Genomic DNA, 17,871 nt, shown 5'->3' on the forward strand with positions numbered 1-17,871 from the left:
CCTTTCTATTCCTGCACTTTCCGTCATGCTACCAGTACATATAGAGCGTTGCCCCAAAAATAAAAATAGAAGCGGCGAAGCATATTTTCAGCCATGGCATTTGAAGTGTTGTCTGCGTAATCTTCTTACCTGAAACCAAAGTTCTCCAGTACTGATAGGCTTCTTGCGAAGAATCAAACTCATTATTTAAAGCTTTGTTAAGAAATGGCGCGATATGGGCGGCAACTGAATTTTCGCGCATAATGGCCGTTAGTTGATCTAAATCTCGGTTTTGAGGCAGCATTTTGGATAAACCAGTGAAGCGTTTGCGTTGATCGAGCGATTTTAATAGTAAAATGGCAAATGAAAATAGATCATAGCTCTCTTCCGCAACCCGCTCCCCCATATTCCAAAAGCCGCGGTCATACACTTCGGTTAACTGTTTAATCGCTCTGCCTTTAGGAGTCACACCCCCAAAATCAATGAGATCCACATCGCCATAATTGGAAACGATCATATTCTCGATTTTCAGATCACCGAAAACATAGCCGCTCTTATGAACCTCCGTTAACTTTCGAAGCAGGTTAGAACCAATCACATAGATCCAATCCTGACCACGTTTATGTATAAAATTAGAAATCGTCATTCCCTCAATATAGCGCATGACATAGAAAGAGACTTCTTTCCCATTTATCGTCATATCATCGGCATCTATTAAAAAGTTCTTGAACGAAGTTTCTGTCAGTGAGATGGCAAGCAAGGAATTAATCTCCGATTGATGATCAACCGTCTCATGACCTGCTTTAAGCGCAAATCTAGCTGTCCCTCTTCGTACGAGCGCCACTACTCCGTTGGAACCAGCACCTAATAAACGTTCGACCACATACATCTTGCCGTTCCATTTCCCTTGGATTTCTGACCCTGGACGGAAGGCGTCTTCATACCACGTAGTCACTCAGCATCCCATCCTCGGTCTTTGGTAAGATAGGCTTCTCCGTTATGAACTGCAAAGTTTGCAGTAACGCCGGACCTGTCGGAGTTGTACCCTTCATGTTTATTTTATAGAACATCTTGTCTAAATTTGCAAGTTGATTCGTCCAACTGAGATCCATTTCTAATTCCTGATCTCTCGTTTTGGTTGACGGAAAGTGGAAAACTGCCAGCTCACTCTTGCCGCTGCGGGCTCTAAGACTAAGCAAAAGATCATGAATCGCTTCACGCACCGCTGCATGCTTGGGCTTCATACTGGCACTCGCATCTATTAAAAGAGCTACGCGGAGTGAGGTGGTTTCACTCATGGTATCGATCACTTGAACCACTTCAGCGCGCTTCTCTGGAGGTAATTGCTCCAATTGATTAAAGCCTAGAATACTTTGCAACTCTTTGCCTACTGCATGCTGAATTGTTGTTGTTACCGTTTTGCGCGTCATCATCTGAACCGTCTGGGAAAGTTGGCCTGAATTCACGATTCGGCTCATCCCACCGCCTGCCGCAGCAATCTCTTGAATCTCCTCAGAGCCTAACACCCCTAGCTCCCCATGGTCAATCACACCAATGACATTCACGGTAACGCCTTCGGTATGCGCTTGTGCTGCCGCTATTACCGGACTTACCCCTACATTTGAACACCCATCTGTAATTAAAAGAATCTGCTTCATCATGATATTTGCCTCCCTGGCCCAAGAAAAGATTAGCTCTCTAGTAGTTCTACTCCTAGTTTTTCCATTTATGAGAGAGTCTAATCACGAACTAATTAAGCGAAATTAAAAGACAGCCTGCCCAGTGGTAATGGCGGACTGTCTCAAGATTGAAGAGTTATCGAGTGAATCTCCTTCTTAAGATAAGACCTAGTAGGATTAAGGTGATACCTGCGATTTCCACGTACAGATGACTAGATTCACCTGTCTTCGGGAGGGTCTCCGGTTTAGTGACAGGAGGAATCCCCCCCAAAGGCACATCATTATCAGTATCAATCGGTATGTCCGGATCCGTCGAAGGAGTAGGAACCGTTGGCGGTGTTGGCGTTACACTTGGCGCTGGTGTTATAGACGGCGTTGGCGGTGCACTTGGTGTCGGGCTTGGTGTTGGCGGTGGCGGCGATTCTGGCGGTGTTTCAGAATCAGTTTTCTTGGTGTTGATCACATTGAGATGAAATTCATCTCCCGGATGAAGGGTAATCGTATTATCCTCTTTATTTACAACGTATCCAAGAGGAGCTGTTATTTCACTCACTATATAATCACCTGCAAGCAGATTATTAAAGACAACCGTACCTGTTTCATCCGTTGTTAACCTGTTAATAAACGTTTTCGTGACACCCGATTTACGATGCAGTTCAAAAATTGCGCCGCTGAGCAATAAGGTGTTGTTTGCAGAATCAATTTTCTTAACCGTCAAAGACCCACGGACTCCGCTGCCGGTGCCAGATCCATCCGAAATGCCTACCACAATATCCTTGGTCGTTTCTTTCGTGATAGAGGTTACGTTGGTGCCGCTGAGACCGATTTTATTGGAAACCGTTTCGTTATCGTTGCCCATAATTAATAGGGGGCTTTGGCATCATATACAGCCCTGACAACTTAGAATTTTATTGAAATCGCTAGATTTGGCATAATTAGTTAACAGACATATTCATAAGTTAAGCATGATTTGAATTCTAAGTGCAACCACGAAGTGAAAATTTTCCAGTTTTAAAAAATGCAGCATCCACTATACTCTTATGAGAATAACTGCACATAAAAAGCCATAACAGCAAATGAGCTGTTACGGCTTCTATTTCTCCATTAACTAACCGTCTTGGGACGCTCCATTCGCGTAATTCCTGGCCAGCGGAATGTGGCCCACTCGGGCTGCCTCTTCTCAACGCGTGCCACAACGACGGTCATATCATCTTGAATTTCGCCATGATGGTGGCGGAAAATCCTTTCTAATAAACAGTCCGCAAAATCCTGCGGCATCGTCGTATCAATTTCCTGAATCATCCGCTTCATCCACATCTCTTTGTTTACCGCATGTCCCGGCGCATCGTAGATACCATCTGTCATCATGACAAGGATATCACCCGATTGGAGTGGGATCGAGACCAGATCAACATCAATCTCACTCAGGATGCCGACCGGCAGATTATTAGCCGATATCGAAATCACTTCCGTTCCGCGCTTAATGAAGCTAGGGGTAGAGCCTATCTTCATGAACGTTGTGTTTGCGCTGTACATGTCGATCAAGGCCATATCTACGGTCGCGTACATCTCATCCGAGGAGCGCAGCATCAACACCGAGTTCAGCGACTTGATCGCCAACTTCTCGTCCATCCCTGACTGCAGCAGCTGCTGCAGGATGCTCAGAGCTGTCTGGCTCTCCGCACGCGCGCGCTCGCCGTTACCCATGCCGTCGCTAAGCGCCACGGCATACTTGCCATTGCCCAGCTCCACCGTGGAGAAGCTGTCACCCGAGAAGAGGTCGCCCCCTTTGGCTGCGCCGGCGACCCCGGTCTCAACCTCGTATTCCTTGGCGGAGCCGAATACGACCGTGCTGTAGCCCTCGCCGCGCGCATGCATCTCCTCGCGCATGACGGCGACGTTCTCGCCGATAATTTCGCTCAAGAGCGGCGCAATGATTTTCCGACATTCATCGAAGCCCTTCGTGTATTGATGAATGATCTCAATCTCGATATTTCCTTCATCCAAGGAAATGATATCGATGGTATGGATGGATAAGCCCAGCTCCTCCAGGGCATTACGAATTTGCTCTTCTTGAAGGAACAGTTCCTGTCCTTCCCGTTTAATCTCCTTGGCCAAGTCCTCCATTACTTGGGATACACCCGAAAGCTGATCCGCCACGAGATGCCGGCTATCCATAATCTGCTTTTTCCAATGCAAATCATTCTTGTACAAGCCATATTGCTGCTTCATCACATCCAGAACTTGATCCGTGCGAATACATACCTTCCTCCACTCTGGTGGAATATTCTTCTTCGTCATACTCTCCTTCATCTCAATTTGGGTCATCATATCGGTCATATACGTATAGGTTTGATAAAATTTTTGATCCCAGCACTGGCTCTTTTTCCAGCAGGAATCACAAGCCTTCTGCGCAACCGCATTCATGAAATGGCCAACATCCTCCTCCTTGCGGCTCACCGCATCATCCGTCGTCAACTGTTTAAAACTGCGTGCAAGCTGGCGGAACACTTCAGAAAATTGTTCAACACGTCCTGCCGTAACATCCCGAACCCGCTTCGCATAGTCCTGTTGGGATTTCAGATTTTCCTGCGTACCAGGCACATATTTAGCAAGAGTCAGAATCAGACTCCGCGGTGTCAACAGGAAGAGTGCAACAGCTGCAAGCGACTCCCACGTGGAGTTGATCACATCAGCCCCCGATCCCATATAGAAAGCAAGTATCGATGACCCGATCAGCATTCCGAAAGCAACAGCCAATCGATTACCATCTTTGAGAAGTCCTGCTAACATCCCCGAGAAAGCCAGTAAACTCATTTGATAAACTGCATTGCTATTCGCAAGACTTAGGATTAATCCTGTTATGACACCTACCGAGGCTCCGAAAGGCGCTCCTCCCACCAGCGCAAATAATAGAATTAAATACCGGGACAGTACATGTTCTACAGTGATTGGACCCACAACCCAGCTCACCGTTCCTGTCATCACAGAAGCTAACAAGATAATCAGACATATAATTTCCTCATGTTTTAAATGGTAGTTCTTACGGGTAAGCGTAAATACAGGAATGGCTTGAATAAAAATTAGCGTCAGCACTAAACTTAGCAGTGCCTCAACGGAGACCATCATTAGCGTATACCAGCTTAAGTTCGAGACTACAAGCTCTGCAAAGAGCTGAACCAGCAAGGTTGAGCTGAATACAAGAAGCGGCGCTAAGGAAATATCAGAGCGTTCAAATTTCTCCAAAGCTTTTTGGATGAGTAAGAACACGATGATCTCCGTAACAAGATAACCAGTATTCGAACTCAGCGAGAATAAGCTACCAGCAAATGCAGCGACACCTACCCAGTGTAAAATATCTCTCCTTGTAAAATAAATGACAGCAATGAACGCAAGCGCAAACGGAGATAGCTGTTCCAAAATCATCGCACGACCGAGTAAGAAAGCCATCACGATGAGCAGTAAAGACCACTTCTTAGCTACAAAGGCTTGTACGAATCGATTTTCCACGGCAGCGCTGTGTGCGCCTATCTTCGCTTTCTGCCACAATCCCGACCAACCGCCACCAATCACTGTGCCTAAGCTTCTTCTCTGCATGTTTTCGAACACCATCCATTCATTCCTTATTTGTTTCTCTAGTATAGAGACAATCTAGCAGAAAGTTTGTCAGAATGAGTTGATAGATTCAAAGAAATTTCCGACAAGCTGCGTTTGCCTTGTCACCATGCCTCAGCCCTTGCCTAGTCTCGTTTTACCATATCGAAAACGTTTCCAAAAGTCTGATTGCCTCGAACTTTCGACCTGCGTATGGGGGAGATACCCGTAATTCCATGTCGATTGTTCTTTACGTTATTTTAACTATTTGACGTTTGGATAAAAAAAACCACACTCGCCTAAGCGAATGTGGTTCGTTACTGCATCTATTAATCTCTTCTTCCGCCTCGGCCACCGCGTTTGGACTCGGTGTTCTTTTTCAAAGACGAAATCCGCTCTTCACTATCTTTAAGGAACCGAGATACTTTATCTTCGAACGAAAACGGTCTAGCTCCGCCTTGCTGCTTGTTAAAGCCGCCGCGACCACCACCGCCGCCGCCTCGATTGAAGCCACCGCCGCCACCTGGACGACCGCCACCACCACCGGGACCACCGCTTGGAGGACCACTACGTTCTCCGCCGCTACTTGGACGACCACCTTGGTAGCCTCCTGGACGATCTCCACTTGGACGTCCTTGATAGCTGCTGCCACCTGTACGTTCAGGACGAGCTGGTCTTTCCTCAACTGGCTTGTCAACCGTCTGCTTGATCGACAGTCCGATCTTGCCATCCTTGTCCACGTTAATCACTTTGACCAATACTTTGTCATCCAGCTTTAAATGGTCATTAACGTCTTTCACATAGTTGTCCGCGATCTCCGAAATGTGAACAAGACCGGTAACTCCTTCAGCAAGCTCGACGAATGCTCCAAAGTGAGTAATCCCCGTCACTCTACCCTCTAACTTGGTGCCAACTTCAATTGCCATAAAGTAAAATGTTCCTCCCTTAAAATGTTGAAAACACTGGCTACGCCGATTATAACCGATGCAGAAACCACGGTCAACACGGCAACAGCCTCTTCTTCTTGTTGATTTTTATTGCGACTTTGAGACACTTAGTGGCGTCTCTCCGGTTTTACTATAATGAAAATCTCGACGAATAATTTGATCCAAATATTCGTCATTATGAAGTCGAGCGATTTCTTTCGTTGTTTGCTCTTTGAGTTTTTTTGACTCAACAAGCTGTTGCTCCATATTCGCTACGACACTACTCTTCTCTTGCAGCTTAGCGAACTGCCCCCAGATGTTCACAGCAGCCCAGCTCATAAAACATAGGACAAAAATCATCAGAAAACGCAGTCTTCGTTTCGAGCCTACACTGTTGCTGCGCTTGGATGGAACGGTTGCTTTAGCATGCATGAATAGGAATGCCTCCTACTTTGAGAATAACCTGCGAAAGATCAATATGATATTACCCTTAAGTTTCTTCAACCAAACAGGGATAACAAAATATTTATGCACAGGCCGAGTCATCCAAAGGAGTAATCTCCACACAGGATAAAGCAATTGTAGCACAATTCTATAAAGGAATATAGCTACAGCTAGTAAAAAGCCTAAAATAATCACAGTTAGACGATATAAGCCAATAATCGGTTTAATCAGGATAATTTCGACAGTTTTAGCAATGAAACGGTAGATAGCAATCGTAATTCGAATGAGAAGCAGCGTAAGCCGGATGACCCAAGTGCTGAGGAAGGCGAAATAAAAACAAATGCCAATCCCCATCCCCAGAAAAATAAATACACGAACTTGTCCTTCATTACTGTAAATGAGCAGACGGAACACGAGGATTGTCGCCACAATCCAATAAACCATATCAATGAACGGAATCGTCCATCGCGGCAGTCTCAGCTTGCCAGAGAGCACACGAAACACATCGAAGATCGCACCTATGGCGATTCCGCTCAGGAACATCATGAAGATCGTATGGAACTGAACATTTAGAGTCACTTGAATAACTTACCAAGGAACCCCTTGGATTTCTCCTGGGTATTTCCGTCCACATAAGCTAATTCGTGGATGATTCCTTCTATGGCGACCAACCCTTGTTCCAAACTTAAGTTCTTGATGTGCAAATTCTGTCCTTTAATCATCAAGTAGCCCATTTCCGTTTCAAGGAGGAACTCTTCACTGTCAAAGCTTTCTACGTTCAAAACTCCGGAGATCTCCAAGAGCTTGCGATTCAGCATTTTAATTTCTTGCCGCTTATTCGTGTTTTTCACGGGTTCAATCATGGCCTGTACCCCTCCTTCATCTATCATTACGATATGGGAGGATGTCCTATTTTAGAACCATGCATTAGCCTTCATACAAATATAAAAATAGCCCGAGACCCCTATTCAGGAATCTCAGGCTATTTCACAACTTGCCGTGTTATTCGGATTGAAAAGCTTCTTCCTTGAGCAGCGTGTACATCTGAGCAGCGTCTTCCTTGCGGGTCGACTCCGAAAGAACCTCGACTCGAATCGTCACTTTTTTCTGACCGAATTGAATAGAGAGCTCATCTCCGACTTTCACGTGTGTACTCGCTTTGGCATCTCTACCGTTAATCCAGACACGCCCTTGATCGGACACATCCTTCGCCACGGTGCGACGTTTGATGAGACGAGATACTTTGAGAAACTTATCGATACGCATTATTTTACAGCGTCTTTAAGCTTGTTGCCCGCTTTGAAAGCAGGAACGTTGGATTCCGCGATCACGATTGGGTTGCCTGTTTGTGGGTTACGGCCTGTACGACCAGAACGTTTGCGAGTTTCGAATGTTCCGAAACCGATTAATTGAACTTTATCTCCGGATGAAAGAGCGTCCGTTACTTCACCAAGGAATCCGTTTAGTACAACTTCAACGTCTTTCTTAGTAAGTCCGCTTTTTTCTGCAATGTTGTTGATCAAATCTGTTTTGTTCATGTGGTTTCTTTACCTCCCAAAAATGTTTGAAGATCTAGTCTTCTACTATGTAGCTATTTTGCAAAGCTGAGAGACTTTGAACTTTGTTCAAAGATCCCTATATTATATTTCCATATTCAACCTTACACCAAATCTAGTATTCTGCTTTTTTCGTCAAAATCCTTCTAACTCTGGCCAAGTTTTGTAACTTTTTTTGCTTCCTGCCATAAATTTTCCATCTCTGATAATTCAGTTTGTTCAAAAGAAAGCCCTCTTAAACGTAGTTGATCTTCGATATACGAAAATCTTTGAATGAATTTGCGGTTCGTCTGCGCGATCGCCTCTTCCGGATCAACCTTCAGGAATCTAGCGACATTGACGATGGAGAAAAGGACGTCGCCCAGCTCCTCGAGCCGATCTTGAGCCCCTACTTCGGTTGGATTAGCGATGGCTTCACGAAGCTCCGTTAACTCTTCTTCCACCTTATTCAGGACATCTTCCAGCTCTGACCAGTCAAAACCAACTGTTGCTGCCTTTTTCTGAAGCTTCATCGCCTTCATAAGGCCTGGCAGCTCGCGTGGCACACCGTCAAGTACGGATTGCTTCGTGACATCAATGCCCTTCTTGCGCTTCTCCTCCGCCTTCATGGCATTCCAGTTCACAAGAGCTTCGTCGGCATCCTCAGCCTTGTTCTCACCGAATACATGAGGGTGACGGCGGATGAGTTTCTCATTCAACGTGGCAATGACATCATAAACGGTGAACGTGCCAATTTCCTCTTCCATCTGCGCATGCAACATCACTTGTAAAAGCAGATCGCCGAGCTCCTCACACATGTGCTCCGGATCGTCCTCATCAATTGTTTCAAGAACCTCATACGCTTCCTCGATGAGATTTTTGCGCAGGCTTGCGTGCGTCTGCTCACGATCCCAAGGGCAGCCTTCCGGGCTGCGTAAGATTTGAACGATTTCATGCAATCGGCCAAAAGTGCGGTAATAGTCTTCATCCTTTTCACTCTTCGGCACCCAGACAAGGGAAAGATTGCCGTACCCCTTCACATGATCAAGCTCATGCAGGGGGACCTCGATAATCTGTTCCTCCCCTGCCACACCCAAGGAATGACCAACGACAACACGGTAATCATCCGAATAAGCATCCATGAGGCTAATCTTAAGATCTGACGCGGTAAGGCTATCATACACTTGTCCAATAACCGTATGAAGCTGCGGATTAAGAGTATAACGGCTCAGGCTTGTCGCGTCAAGCAGTTGAAAGCCATCAATCGGGTCAAAACCAAAACGTAGAAACGCTTGATCAAGAAAGCTCTCCCCGCCGATGATTCGGAGTGAGATGCCCTCAGATGGACAGCGTTGTTTCAGAAGCTGTACCGTGTATTCAGCCACCATCGGATGGCCTGGCACGGCATAAATAACCTCAGAGGATTGAATCTTGGCAGATTGGATGAGCGCCTCTGCGATCGATTCGTACACTTGTTCAAAGGTTTGGTGCGCTAGGTAATTCTCGTCGAACGTTTGGTAAGGAATTTGGTTCGTATCCAGCATCTGAACCATCGGATGATCTTTCGTTCGCAGATAAAGCACGGCTTGCTCCTTGGCTGCCAGCTGCAGCTTTTTCCAGACACCTAGTGTGAGCTGGTCTTCGTCTCCCGTTCCGAGTCCGAGGACGGTTATTTGCGGGTTGTTTGTTGACATGTAGGAAACACCTCCTGATTGTTGGTTAACTGCTATGTATAAGGATGGGATTTAAGGATTATGCAAAAGGCCTACACTAGCTGGTTCCAGCTTAACCAGTGTTAGCTGAAGATAGTGCAGGTAATCCGAGCACAAAACCACTCTCCAGAGCTACCACCTTTCTCCCATCCCAACCGACGTTTGCTGCAAATAGTGCAGGTAATCTGAGCACAGAACCACTCTCCAGAGCTACCACCTTCCCCCCATCCCAACCGACGTTTGCTGCAAATAGTGCAGGTAATCTGAGCACAAAACCACTCTCCAGAGCTACCACCTTCCCCCCATCCCAACCGACATTTGCTGCAAATAGTGCAGGTAATCTGAGCAAACAACCCATATCCAGTAAGTTTTGCTGCAAAATGTGCAGCTAATTTAGAGGAAATCAGCCGATTTGGCTGCTTGGACGAAATTTAACTGTAGGAAATGCAGCTAATGGATGGAAACAAAGGAGTTACCGTTGATTTTGCTGTAGTTTTTGCAGCTTATTAACAATAAAGGAACCATACGCTAGTAACCACAAAGGAACCATTAGATTTGGTCGCGTAGGCCGGCGGACGCCTTAGTCGGCCATAGCTTCGCCAGGACCGGCGCCAGCTTCCGGTCCAGCTCAGGCATCAGCCGCAGCTCCTCGCGGCTGATGCTGCCGCTGCGCAGCAGCGCGAGCGCGTAGACGGCTGCGCCGCCGACTACGCAAACCAAGGCGATTGCGCTTGCGCTCAATCGCACAGGCACGTGCCATGCCGCCGCAGCGGGCATGGCCAGAAGCTGCAGCGCTGCGAGGCAGCCGCCCATCAGCCCCACGCCCAGCGTGGGACTGACGGCGTACGGCCGCAGCGCGAAGCGCGCCCCGGTGCTGCGGCGCAGCTGCACCAGATTCAGCCCCGCCGCAGCGGCATAGGCGATCACCGCGCTCAGCGCGGCGCCGTCGATGCCCCAGCGGGGCATGAGCAACACGTTGCCGAGTGCTTTCAGCACGATGGCAACGAGCAAGGCCTTCACCGGCGTGCGGATCGCGCCGGTGCCCTGGAGAACGCTGGCCGAGACAGCGTTCAGCGTACTAAACAAGGCCGTGAAGGCAAGCACGGCCATCGTCCAACTGGCCTCATCACTTTTGTATAGCATCACGTTAATCGGCACTGCTGCAAAGGCAAGTCCAAACGAGGCTCCGAGCCCAATAAGCCAGGAGAGTCTTATCGCCATCTCAGCCCTAAAGCGGATGAGCTCGTCCTGCCTTCTTGCTTTAGCTTCTGCTAATGCAGGAACTAGCACAGCGGACATAGAGGAAGCGATCATGACAACGAGCTGAACGAGAGGAAGCCCTCGGTTATAAAGCCCGAACTGCCTCATAGCCTCACTCTCGCTCCCTTGTGCAGCCTCGAGAAGACGCGGCATGGTAAACGTGTCGACAAGCGTGAGCAGAGGAACCACGATAGCACCCAAACAAACAGGAATCGCATAAGCCGTAATGCGTTTCGCCCATTCCCAGGAGGAAAGCTCCTTCGACAGCGCCCCGTCCTCTTTTCGCATGCTATCTTCTGGCCTCAGTCTATTTCGCTCATTTGACCTCAGCCCGTCATCTTCTTTCACTCCACCCTCCCGGTCCCGTTCCTGTCTCATCGCCTTCCGCCAATAAACATACATCACGGACAACCCAGCCGCTGCACCTGTCACGGAGCCAAAAGTAGCCCCAGCAGCAATCCACTCCTCGTTATAAGCTAAGGCCACCATATAGAGCAGCAGCGCGACCATCGTGATCACCCTTATAAGCTGCTCAATCACTTGTGAAACAGCCGTCGGCACCATATTTTGATACCCTTGGAAATAACCACGCAGGACAGCAAGCATCGGGGATAGCAGCAGCGCGAAGGATACGCTTCGGATCGCCTTTTCTGTCTGGCTAATTCCAATCCAACTGGCAATCTCGCTTGCTCCGAAGTACAACAGAACAAACACTACAAAGCCGGTGCTCATTAATATGGTTGTGGAGACATGGACAATACGCCTAGCCCCTTGATGATCACCATCAATTGCTCGTTCGGCTACGAACTTAGATACAGCTACCGGAAATCCGGCTGTAGCCGCAAACAAAATCAGAATATAGAGCGGATAAACCGCATTATAAATACCAAAAGCTGTATCACCGGCTACATTTTGCAGCGGAATCTTCTGCAGTGTTCCCAATAGTTTAGAGAGAATAGCGGCAGCCCCAAGTAGAGCAGCGCCTCTTAACAGCTTGGCACTCTTATTACCGACATTCCTCTGGAGCTCCTCTTTATAACCTTGATGCCCCTTGTCGGAGTCCCCCATCTTACTTCTCCTCTACCCTGACTTCATGTGTATAGACATATTATAACGAAATCAGTCATGGCAGACAAAAAAAGCTTCGCTTACAGATGCGGGGGCATCTCGGTAAGGAAGCCTTTATGTCTTATTTTTCTTTCATTGTTCCATCTGCTTCGCTAAAAATCCAGCGGCAGTCTCCACCATCTTAACTTCCATATTCCCCATTTTCACATTATCATCTTTGGAGAGCAAAATGACACATCCAATAGGGTCGCCACCGGCTACAATCGGAGCGGCTACGAAAGAAGAGAATGTTTCACTTGTATCCTTGATAAGCTCAAATTGACCACTGCCGCTTTCAAGAATCGCTTTGCGATTTTCCATACATGATTCAACGATCGATCCAACCGACTTTTCGAAATAGTCCTTTTTGGACCCCCCAGCCATCGCAATAATGTTATCTCGATCTGAGATCAGGGCCACATGATTCGTGCTTTCAAATAACGATTCCGCATATTCTTTGGCAAAATCACCAAGTTCGCCGATAGGTGAATACTTCTTAAGGATCACTTCACCATCTCGATCCACGAAAATTTCCAAAGGGTCACCTTCGCGAATGCGTAGTGTGCGTCGTATTTCCTTGGGAATAACAACTCTCCCTAAATCATCTATCCGACGGACAATTCCAGTTGCTTTCATACCTCTAGATGCCTCACTTTCCGCTCAGTAATTAGATACGACAGGAGCATGAAATCTTGTATGCTAGATCGGGATTTGGTGGGAACTCGAATTCTATCCATAGTATTCTTCACTTCCCATTCTTCTATGCAGACGCTTTTCTACGGAATTTACTTTATTTAGCTTTGCATCCTGCTGCGCTTATCATGTCCAAAAATGAGAAAATCTATATCGAAGAAATTCAATGATGAGCGACCGCGCTTAGAGGTAGATTTTATCGCCAATAAGAAAGCTGTTTTCGTGAACCGAAAACTTATATTTGCTTTCTTATGTGGTAACAAATAAAAACAGGATGCCCGTTATTGGACATCCTGGTAAGTTCTTACTTTGCAGCTGGACTAGCCGCCGGGCTTGCTGCCGGACTTGCAGCAGGACTTGCTGCTGGAGCTGGGCTTGCTTCCGGTTTCGGCAGATTGTTGGTTTGAATCAAGTTCGGATATTCTTTCTCTGCAAATTCAGACAGGGATTTCTCCGCAAGCTGAGATTTGATTTGTGTTTTGAGCGTATCATCCAGTGGCTTCGTGCTTCTGGACTCCACTTTCATCACGTGGTAACCGAAAGAGGATTCAACAGGATCACTGATTGTGTTCAAAGGAAGCGTGCTTGCTGCTTGTTTGAATTCAGGCACCCATTGATTGATGTCTGCATCTTTATACGTACCGCCATTGTCTTTGGAACCTGGATCATCGGAATATTCTTTCGCAAGTGCTGCGAAATCGCCGCCTTTATCCAGTTTCCCTTTCACTTCTTTGGCTCTTGCCAAAGCTTCTTCTTTGGTACGCAAATCTTTTTGTGTAGCTGCATCCTTCAAGGAGATCAGAATATGGCTAACTGTTGCAATATCAAAGGCATGAGTAGCCGATTGTTCTTTGTAGGCATCCTGAACAGCTTGATCAGTGATTTTACTCTCCATGCTGCCCATGGTGTAGAAGCTCATTTTCATTAATGACTCGATATCCTTAAGCTCGATACCATTGTCTTTCAACTGCTTGTCCATTCCGCCTTCTTGCTTACCGAAGTAATCAGTGATGGCTTTCATTTGCTCCGTCACTTGTTTATCAGCGTCAGCTTTCACTTTATCGTCCACTTTGGCCGATAGAACACGGAAAGTAACCATTTGTTTCAACATATCTTGTTGAAAAGCCGGGTCAGTCATGAATTGCGCCAGCTGCGGTGAGAACATTTTGTTCACACTGATGAAAGAGTTAAACTCGCCGCGCGTAATTTTACCGCCCTCTTTATACGTAGCAATCACGTCACTCGGGTTACCAGTTGCTGCTGCAGTAGAGGAAGGTGAAGGTGAAGCTGTTGCTGCACCTTCCTTTTTACTTCCACATGCACTTAAGACTGAAAATGCAAGGAGCAATGCCACCATGCTTAAAATCCATTTTTTCGAAAAACGTCGTTCGCTAGTATTATTTGGCAACATCCTGTAATTCCCCTTTCGTTTTCAGAACATCCTTATATTGTACCAGAAACTTCTCCACTAATTCGATGGAAGCTTCTGGTTTCATGCCTTTACAACGAATAACGATATGAAGCTGAGGGTCCGCGTTCAACTTGATTCGACCATCAAAGCCTTTGGACAATGCGATAAGCTTCTGTCCTTCCAGCCTGCCATTCTGGTCAATATGCACCTTGATTAGGTAATCATCCCCTTTTTGGCTGATCGTTTCTATCCGGTACTCCGAACCGTATGCTTTCAAACGAGCCACTGTTAGTAAGTTGAACACGGCCTGCGGCAGATCGCCGAAGCGATCAACAAGCTCATCATGCAGATCCGCGGCTTCTTCCAACGTCCGAATGGCGGCCACTTTTTTGTAGATTTCGATTTTTTGCATGCTGTCGTAGATGTAGTCGGATGGTAAGTACGCATCCAATTGTATATCGATGGAAGTATTCCACTCCGGTTCCGGAATGACCGCTTCCCCATCTATTTCTAGTTTCAGCTTTGCAATTTCTTCCGCTAACATTTGGGAGTATAAATCAAATCCGACAGATGCAATGAAACCATGCTGCTCTGCGCCAAGCAAATTACCAGCACCGCGAATAGATAAATCCCTCATCGCAATTTTAAAGCCTGATCCAAGTTCTGTAAACTCTTTAATCGCTTGAAGGCGTTTCTCCGCCACTTCCGTGAGCACTTTATCACGCTGATACGTGAAATAGGCATACGCTACGCGATTAGATCGTCCCACACGTCCACGCAGCTGATAGAGCTGGGACAGCCCCATTTTATCCGCATCGTGAACAATCAGTGTGTTAACATTCGGAATATCGACACCCGTCTCGATAATGCTGGTGCTTACCAGCACATCGTATTCCCCATCGAGGAAATCAAGGATCGTCTTCTCCAGCTCTTGCTCACCCATTTGTCCATGTGCCACAGTAACGCGGGCATCCGGAATCATCATGGAGATCTGATCAGCGATCTGAGTGATACCTTGTACACGGTTATATAAATAATACACTTGACCTTCACGCGCTAACTCTCGCTCAATCGCCTCTCGAACAAGCGTTGGTCCGTACTCGACCACATAAGTCTGGACAGGGAAACGATTTTCCGGCGGAGTCTCGATGACCGATAAATCACGAACACCTAACATGGACATGTGTAAAGTTCTCGGAATCGGTGTTGCCGTCAGTGTTAGCACGTCCACATTCGTCTTGAGCCGTTTCAGCTTCTCTTTGTGGGACACGCCAAAACGCTGCTCTTCATCGACTATAAGCAAACCAAGATCCTTGAACTGCACGTCCTGCGACAATAGCCGGTGAGTACCAATAACGACGTCAACCGTCCCTTTCTTGACGCCTTTCATAACTTCAGTCTGCTCCTTCTTAGAGCGGAAACGACTTAATACTTTTACGTTAAAAGGATAGCCTGAGAACCGTTCACGGAACGTTTCGTAATGCTGCTGAGCCAAAATCGTCGTCGGCACCAAAACAGCAACCTGTTTGCCGTCAATCGCTGCCTTGAAGGCTGCGCGTACCGCAACTTCCGTCTTCCCATAACCTACGTCGCCGCAAAGCAAACGGTCCATCGGACGTGCCTTCTCCATGTCTCCCTTAATTTCTTCGATCGCTCGAAGCTGATCCCGCGTTTCATCGTAAGGGAACATCGCTTCGAATTCGTTCTGATAGGAGCTGTCTTTACTAAATCCGTAGCCGGTTGCAGCTTGACGCTCTGCATAAAGCTTGATCAGCTCATCGGCAATATCCTTAACGGATGCCCGCGCCTTGCTCTTCACTCTAGCCCAGTCAGCGCCTCCGAGCTTATAAACCTTCGGTTCCTTCTCTTCGGACCCCACATATTTCTGGATTAAATCAATCTGATCAATCGGTACAGACAGCTTATCGCCGCCAGCATACATGATGTGGAGGTAATCCTTATGAATACCGCCCACTTCCAAGGTGCCGATCCCAACATACTTCCCGATCCCATGATTCACGTGAACAACATAGTCGCCAACCTTAAGCTCTTGATAGCTTTTGATACGCTCAGCGTTCTCTAGCTTCTTCTCGACCTTACGTGCTTTACGCTGTTTCTGTGTGAAGATCTCGCCTTCCGTGATGACAACCAAATGGATCGAAGGCATTTCAAACCCCGTCTGCAGATTCCCATCTACAATTTCGGGGACGTCAATTTGGTAGTCCTGCAGCACCCGCCGAACACGTTCAGCACGGTCCTCGCCGTTAGCCAGCAAAATAACATTGCTTCCATTTTTCTTCCAACGCTCCATCTCCGCTTTGAGGAGATTCATTTGTCCATGGAAGTTTTGCATGACGCGGCAAACGAAGTTTACGATATTTTGCGGTTGAATCCCAGCCACTTGGCGCAGAAATAGCGATACATATAATGTCGGGAAAGGCCTGCGATGCAGCAGTGATTCATACGATTTGGACAGCACAAAAGCCGGCAAGCTCTTCCCCTCTGTCAGCGCATGCATCATCCACTCTGCCTCGTCGCGTTCTAGCTGCTTTGCTGTCTCCAGCAATCGGGCCGGTTCGTCGATGATTAGCACAGTATCCTTAGGCATGTAGTCCATGAGGGTCTGTCTTTCCGTATATAAAAGCGAAATATATTTATAAATACCAGGAAACGTCTGCCCTTCACGAAGCAGTTCAATATCATGTCCGATGCCTTCGAGCAGCTTGTCTTTGGCAGATCGGTCCGTCATTTTCTCCAGCTGCGCTTGAAGCAGCTCATAGGCATGCTGCGCGGCAGATTGTAACCGCTTTCTATCCGCTTGAATCTCGCGGCAAGGGGGAATCGTTATCGAGTTTAGTTTATCAATTGAACGCTGGTCACTTACATCAAAAGTACGAATAGAATCAACATCGACATCGAACAGTTCAATCCGAATGGCGTTCTCCGACGTTAGCGGAAATAAATCCAGAATTCCGCCGCGTACGCTCATTTCACCTTTCGTCTCAACCCGCTCCACGCGTTCGTAACCTAGGCTGGATAAAGAACTTAAGAGCTCATCCAATTGCACGGTATCCCCTACGTTGACCGTAACGCGGGATTCCTCGAATACTTGCTTAAGCGGAAGAAGTCGACGTACTCCAGCAAAAGGCGCAATAACAACCCCACGGAAACCGCCAGCCAACTTGGTGAGAACGTCAATACGCTGCGCTAGCATCTCAGGGCTTGAAGCCGCTTCTTCTGTCGTCAGAAGCTCTTGAGATGGGTAGAGCAGCACTTCACCAGGCGATAGACATTCTAGTAAATCCTCCGCTATTTTTTGAGCGGCGAACATATTGTGAGTAACAATGAACAGCGGGCGCGCTAACTCTCGCGCAAGAGTGGCAATCATCACCTGCCTGGAGGAACCGGTAAGTCCGGCAACGAGCTGCTCTTTCATTTCGGACCTGAGGCCTGTCACGATCGTTTGAAAGTCGCTATCCGTAGAAAAAGCTTGAATTAAAGCTTGCAAACAAGTACACTCCCCTCACAAAA

Annotated in this window: 17 protein-coding genes; 1 reads left to right on the forward strand and 16 read right to left on the reverse strand. The window is 47.2% G+C overall.

Going from position 1 to position 17,871, the window contains the following annotated elements; genetic code table 11:
- Window positions 1–28: 28 nt before the first annotated feature.
- The 14 genes from AC58UU_RS35930 to spoVT form a co-directional block, all read right to left on the reverse strand.
- On the reverse strand, window positions 29–934 hold the full coding sequence (locus tag AC58UU_RS35930; RefSeq protein WP_497322284.1) for a protein kinase domain-containing protein: 906 nt from the start codon (window positions 932–934) through the stop codon (window positions 29–31).
- A complete protein-coding gene (locus AC58UU_RS35935; protein WP_171649148.1) occupies window positions 918–1,637 on the reverse strand; it encodes a vWA domain-containing protein in 720 nt (239 codons plus the stop codon). The genes AC58UU_RS35930 and AC58UU_RS35935 overlap by 17 nt, the downstream gene beginning before the upstream one ends.
- Window positions 1,638–1,794: 157 nt before the next feature.
- Complete coding sequence (locus tag AC58UU_RS35940) at window positions 1,795–2,517, reverse strand: SpaA isopeptide-forming pilin-related protein (RefSeq protein WP_497322285.1); 723 nt, start codon at window positions 2,515–2,517, stop codon at window positions 1,795–1,797.
- A 245-nt stretch (window positions 2,518–2,762) separates the two neighbouring features.
- Window positions 2,763–5,255 (reverse strand): stage II sporulation protein E, encoded by a 2,493-nt coding sequence (gene spoIIE / locus AC58UU_RS35945; RefSeq protein ID WP_497322286.1) that lies wholly within the window; start codon window positions 5,253–5,255, stop codon window positions 2,763–2,765.
- A gap of 326 nt (window positions 5,256–5,581) precedes the next feature.
- Complete coding sequence (locus AC58UU_RS35950) at window positions 5,582–6,178, reverse strand: S1 domain-containing RNA-binding protein (RefSeq protein WP_056833811.1); 597 nt, start codon at window positions 6,176–6,178, stop codon at window positions 5,582–5,584.
- A gap of 108 nt (window positions 6,179–6,286) precedes the next feature.
- On the reverse strand, window positions 6,287–6,610 hold the full coding sequence (locus AC58UU_RS35955) for an FtsB family cell division protein (protein ID WP_171649120.1): 324 nt from the start codon (window positions 6,608–6,610) through the stop codon (window positions 6,287–6,289).
- A gap of 15 nt (window positions 6,611–6,625) precedes the next feature.
- The gene (gene yabQ, locus AC58UU_RS35960) at window positions 6,626–7,201 is read right to left on the reverse strand and encodes a spore cortex biosynthesis protein YabQ (protein WP_171649121.1); all 576 of its coding nucleotides are present in this window, start codon (window positions 7,199–7,201) and stop codon (window positions 6,626–6,628) included.
- Window positions 7,198–7,485 (reverse strand): sporulation protein YabP, encoded by a 288-nt coding sequence (yabP, locus tag AC58UU_RS35965; protein ID WP_029197777.1) that lies wholly within the window; start codon window positions 7,483–7,485, stop codon window positions 7,198–7,200. Before yabP ends, yabQ begins: the two co-directional genes overlap by 4 nt.
- 139 nt (window positions 7,486–7,624) lie before the next feature.
- On the reverse strand, window positions 7,625–7,888 hold the full coding sequence (locus AC58UU_RS35970) for an RNA-binding S4 domain-containing protein (RefSeq protein WP_029197990.1): 264 nt from the start codon (window positions 7,886–7,888) through the stop codon (window positions 7,625–7,627).
- Window positions 7,888–8,160, reverse strand: coding sequence for an HU family DNA-binding protein (locus AC58UU_RS35975; RefSeq protein ID WP_029197991.1), 273 nt, complete (start codon window positions 8,158–8,160; stop codon window positions 7,888–7,890). The genes AC58UU_RS35970 and AC58UU_RS35975 overlap by 1 nt, the downstream gene beginning before the upstream one ends.
- 164 nt (window positions 8,161–8,324) lie before the next feature.
- Window positions 8,325–9,851 (reverse strand): bifunctional methyltransferase/pyrophosphohydrolase YabN, encoded by a 1,527-nt coding sequence (yabN, locus tag AC58UU_RS35980; protein ID WP_497322287.1) that lies wholly within the window; start codon window positions 9,849–9,851, stop codon window positions 8,325–8,327.
- Window positions 9,852–9,942: 91 nt separating this feature from the next.
- Window positions 9,943–10,227: a hypothetical protein gene (locus AC58UU_RS35985; protein ID WP_497322289.1), complete on the reverse strand. Its 285-nt coding sequence runs from the start codon at window positions 10,225–10,227 to the stop codon at window positions 9,943–9,945.
- 191 nt (window positions 10,228–10,418) lie between these two features.
- Window positions 10,419–12,197 carry a putative polysaccharide biosynthesis protein gene (locus AC58UU_RS35990; RefSeq protein ID WP_497322290.1) on the reverse strand — a complete coding sequence of 593 codons (1,779 nt, stop codon included), beginning with the start codon at window positions 12,195–12,197 and terminating at the stop codon, window positions 10,419–10,421.
- A gap of 132 nt (window positions 12,198–12,329) precedes the next feature.
- On the reverse strand, window positions 12,330–12,872 hold the full coding sequence (gene spoVT / locus AC58UU_RS35995) for a stage V sporulation protein T (RefSeq protein ID WP_497322291.1): 543 nt from the start codon (window positions 12,870–12,872) through the stop codon (window positions 12,330–12,332).
- A 56-nt stretch (window positions 12,873–12,928) separates the two neighbouring features.
- Between spoVT and AC58UU_RS36000 the strand changes: the two genes are divergently transcribed.
- Window positions 12,929–13,099, forward strand: a complete 171-nt coding sequence (locus AC58UU_RS36000; RefSeq protein ID WP_171649126.1) for a hypothetical protein — start codon at window positions 12,929–12,931, stop codon at window positions 13,097–13,099.
- A gap of 134 nt (window positions 13,100–13,233) precedes the next feature.
- Here the strand turns inward: AC58UU_RS36000 and AC58UU_RS36005 are convergent, their stop codons facing one another.
- Both AC58UU_RS36005 and mfd read right to left on the reverse strand, forming a co-directional pair.
- Window positions 13,234–14,340, reverse strand: a complete 1,107-nt coding sequence (locus AC58UU_RS36005; protein WP_497322292.1) for a peptidylprolyl isomerase — start codon at window positions 14,338–14,340, stop codon at window positions 13,234–13,236.
- Window positions 14,327–17,848: a transcription-repair coupling factor gene (gene mfd, locus AC58UU_RS36010; RefSeq protein WP_497322293.1), complete on the reverse strand. Its 3,522-nt coding sequence runs from the start codon at window positions 17,846–17,848 to the stop codon at window positions 14,327–14,329. Before mfd ends, AC58UU_RS36005 begins: the two co-directional genes overlap by 14 nt.
- Window positions 17,849–17,871 lie beyond the last annotated feature (23 nt).

The organism is Paenibacillus sp. JT22N1, from assembly GCF_059692155.1.

Excerpts from the sequence above, each read along its gene's own strand:
- AC58UU_RS35955 (WP_171649120.1), bottom strand. The coding sequence starts at position 6,610 with ATGCATGCTAAAGCAACCGTTCCATCCAAGCGCAGCAACAGTGTAGGC.
- AC58UU_RS36005 (WP_497322292.1), bottom strand. The coding sequence starts at position 14,340 with ATGTTGCCAAATAATACTAGCGAACGACGTTTTTCGAAAAAATGGATT.
- yabP (WP_029197777.1), bottom strand. The coding sequence starts at position 7,485 with ATGATTGAACCCGTGAAAAACACGAATAAGCGGCAAGAAATTAAAATG.
- AC58UU_RS35940 (WP_497322285.1), bottom strand. The coding sequence starts at position 2,517 with ATGGGCAACGATAACGAAACGGTTTCCAATAAAATCGGTCTCAGCGGC.
- AC58UU_RS35990 (WP_497322290.1), bottom strand. The coding sequence starts at position 12,197 with ATGGGGGACTCCGACAAGGGGCATCAAGGTTATAAAGAGGAGCTCCAG.
- yabN (WP_497322287.1), bottom strand. The coding sequence starts at position 9,851 with ATGTCAACAAACAACCCGCAAATAACCGTCCTCGGACTCGGAACGGGA.
- AC58UU_RS35975 (WP_029197991.1), bottom strand. The coding sequence starts at position 8,160 with ATGAACAAAACAGATTTGATCAACAACATTGCAGAAAAAAGCGGACTT.
- AC58UU_RS35950 (WP_056833811.1), bottom strand. The coding sequence starts at position 6,178 with ATGGCAATTGAAGTTGGCACCAAGTTAGAGGGTAGAGTGACGGGGATT.
- AC58UU_RS35985 (WP_497322289.1), bottom strand. The coding sequence starts at position 10,227 with ATGGGTTGTTTGCTCAGATTACCTGCACTATTTGCAGCAAATGTCGGT.
- spoIIE (WP_497322286.1), bottom strand. The coding sequence starts at position 5,255 with ATGCAGAGAAGAAGCTTAGGCACAGTGATTGGTGGCGGTTGGTCGGGA.
- AC58UU_RS35935 (WP_171649148.1), bottom strand. The coding sequence starts at position 1,637 with ATGAAGCAGATTCTTTTAATTACAGATGGGTGTTCAAATGTAGGGGTA.
- spoVT (WP_497322291.1), bottom strand. The coding sequence starts at position 12,872 with ATGAAAGCAACTGGAATTGTCCGTCGGATAGATGATTTAGGGAGAGTT.
- AC58UU_RS35970 (WP_029197990.1), bottom strand. The coding sequence starts at position 7,888 with ATGCGTATCGATAAGTTTCTCAAAGTATCTCGTCTCATCAAACGTCGC.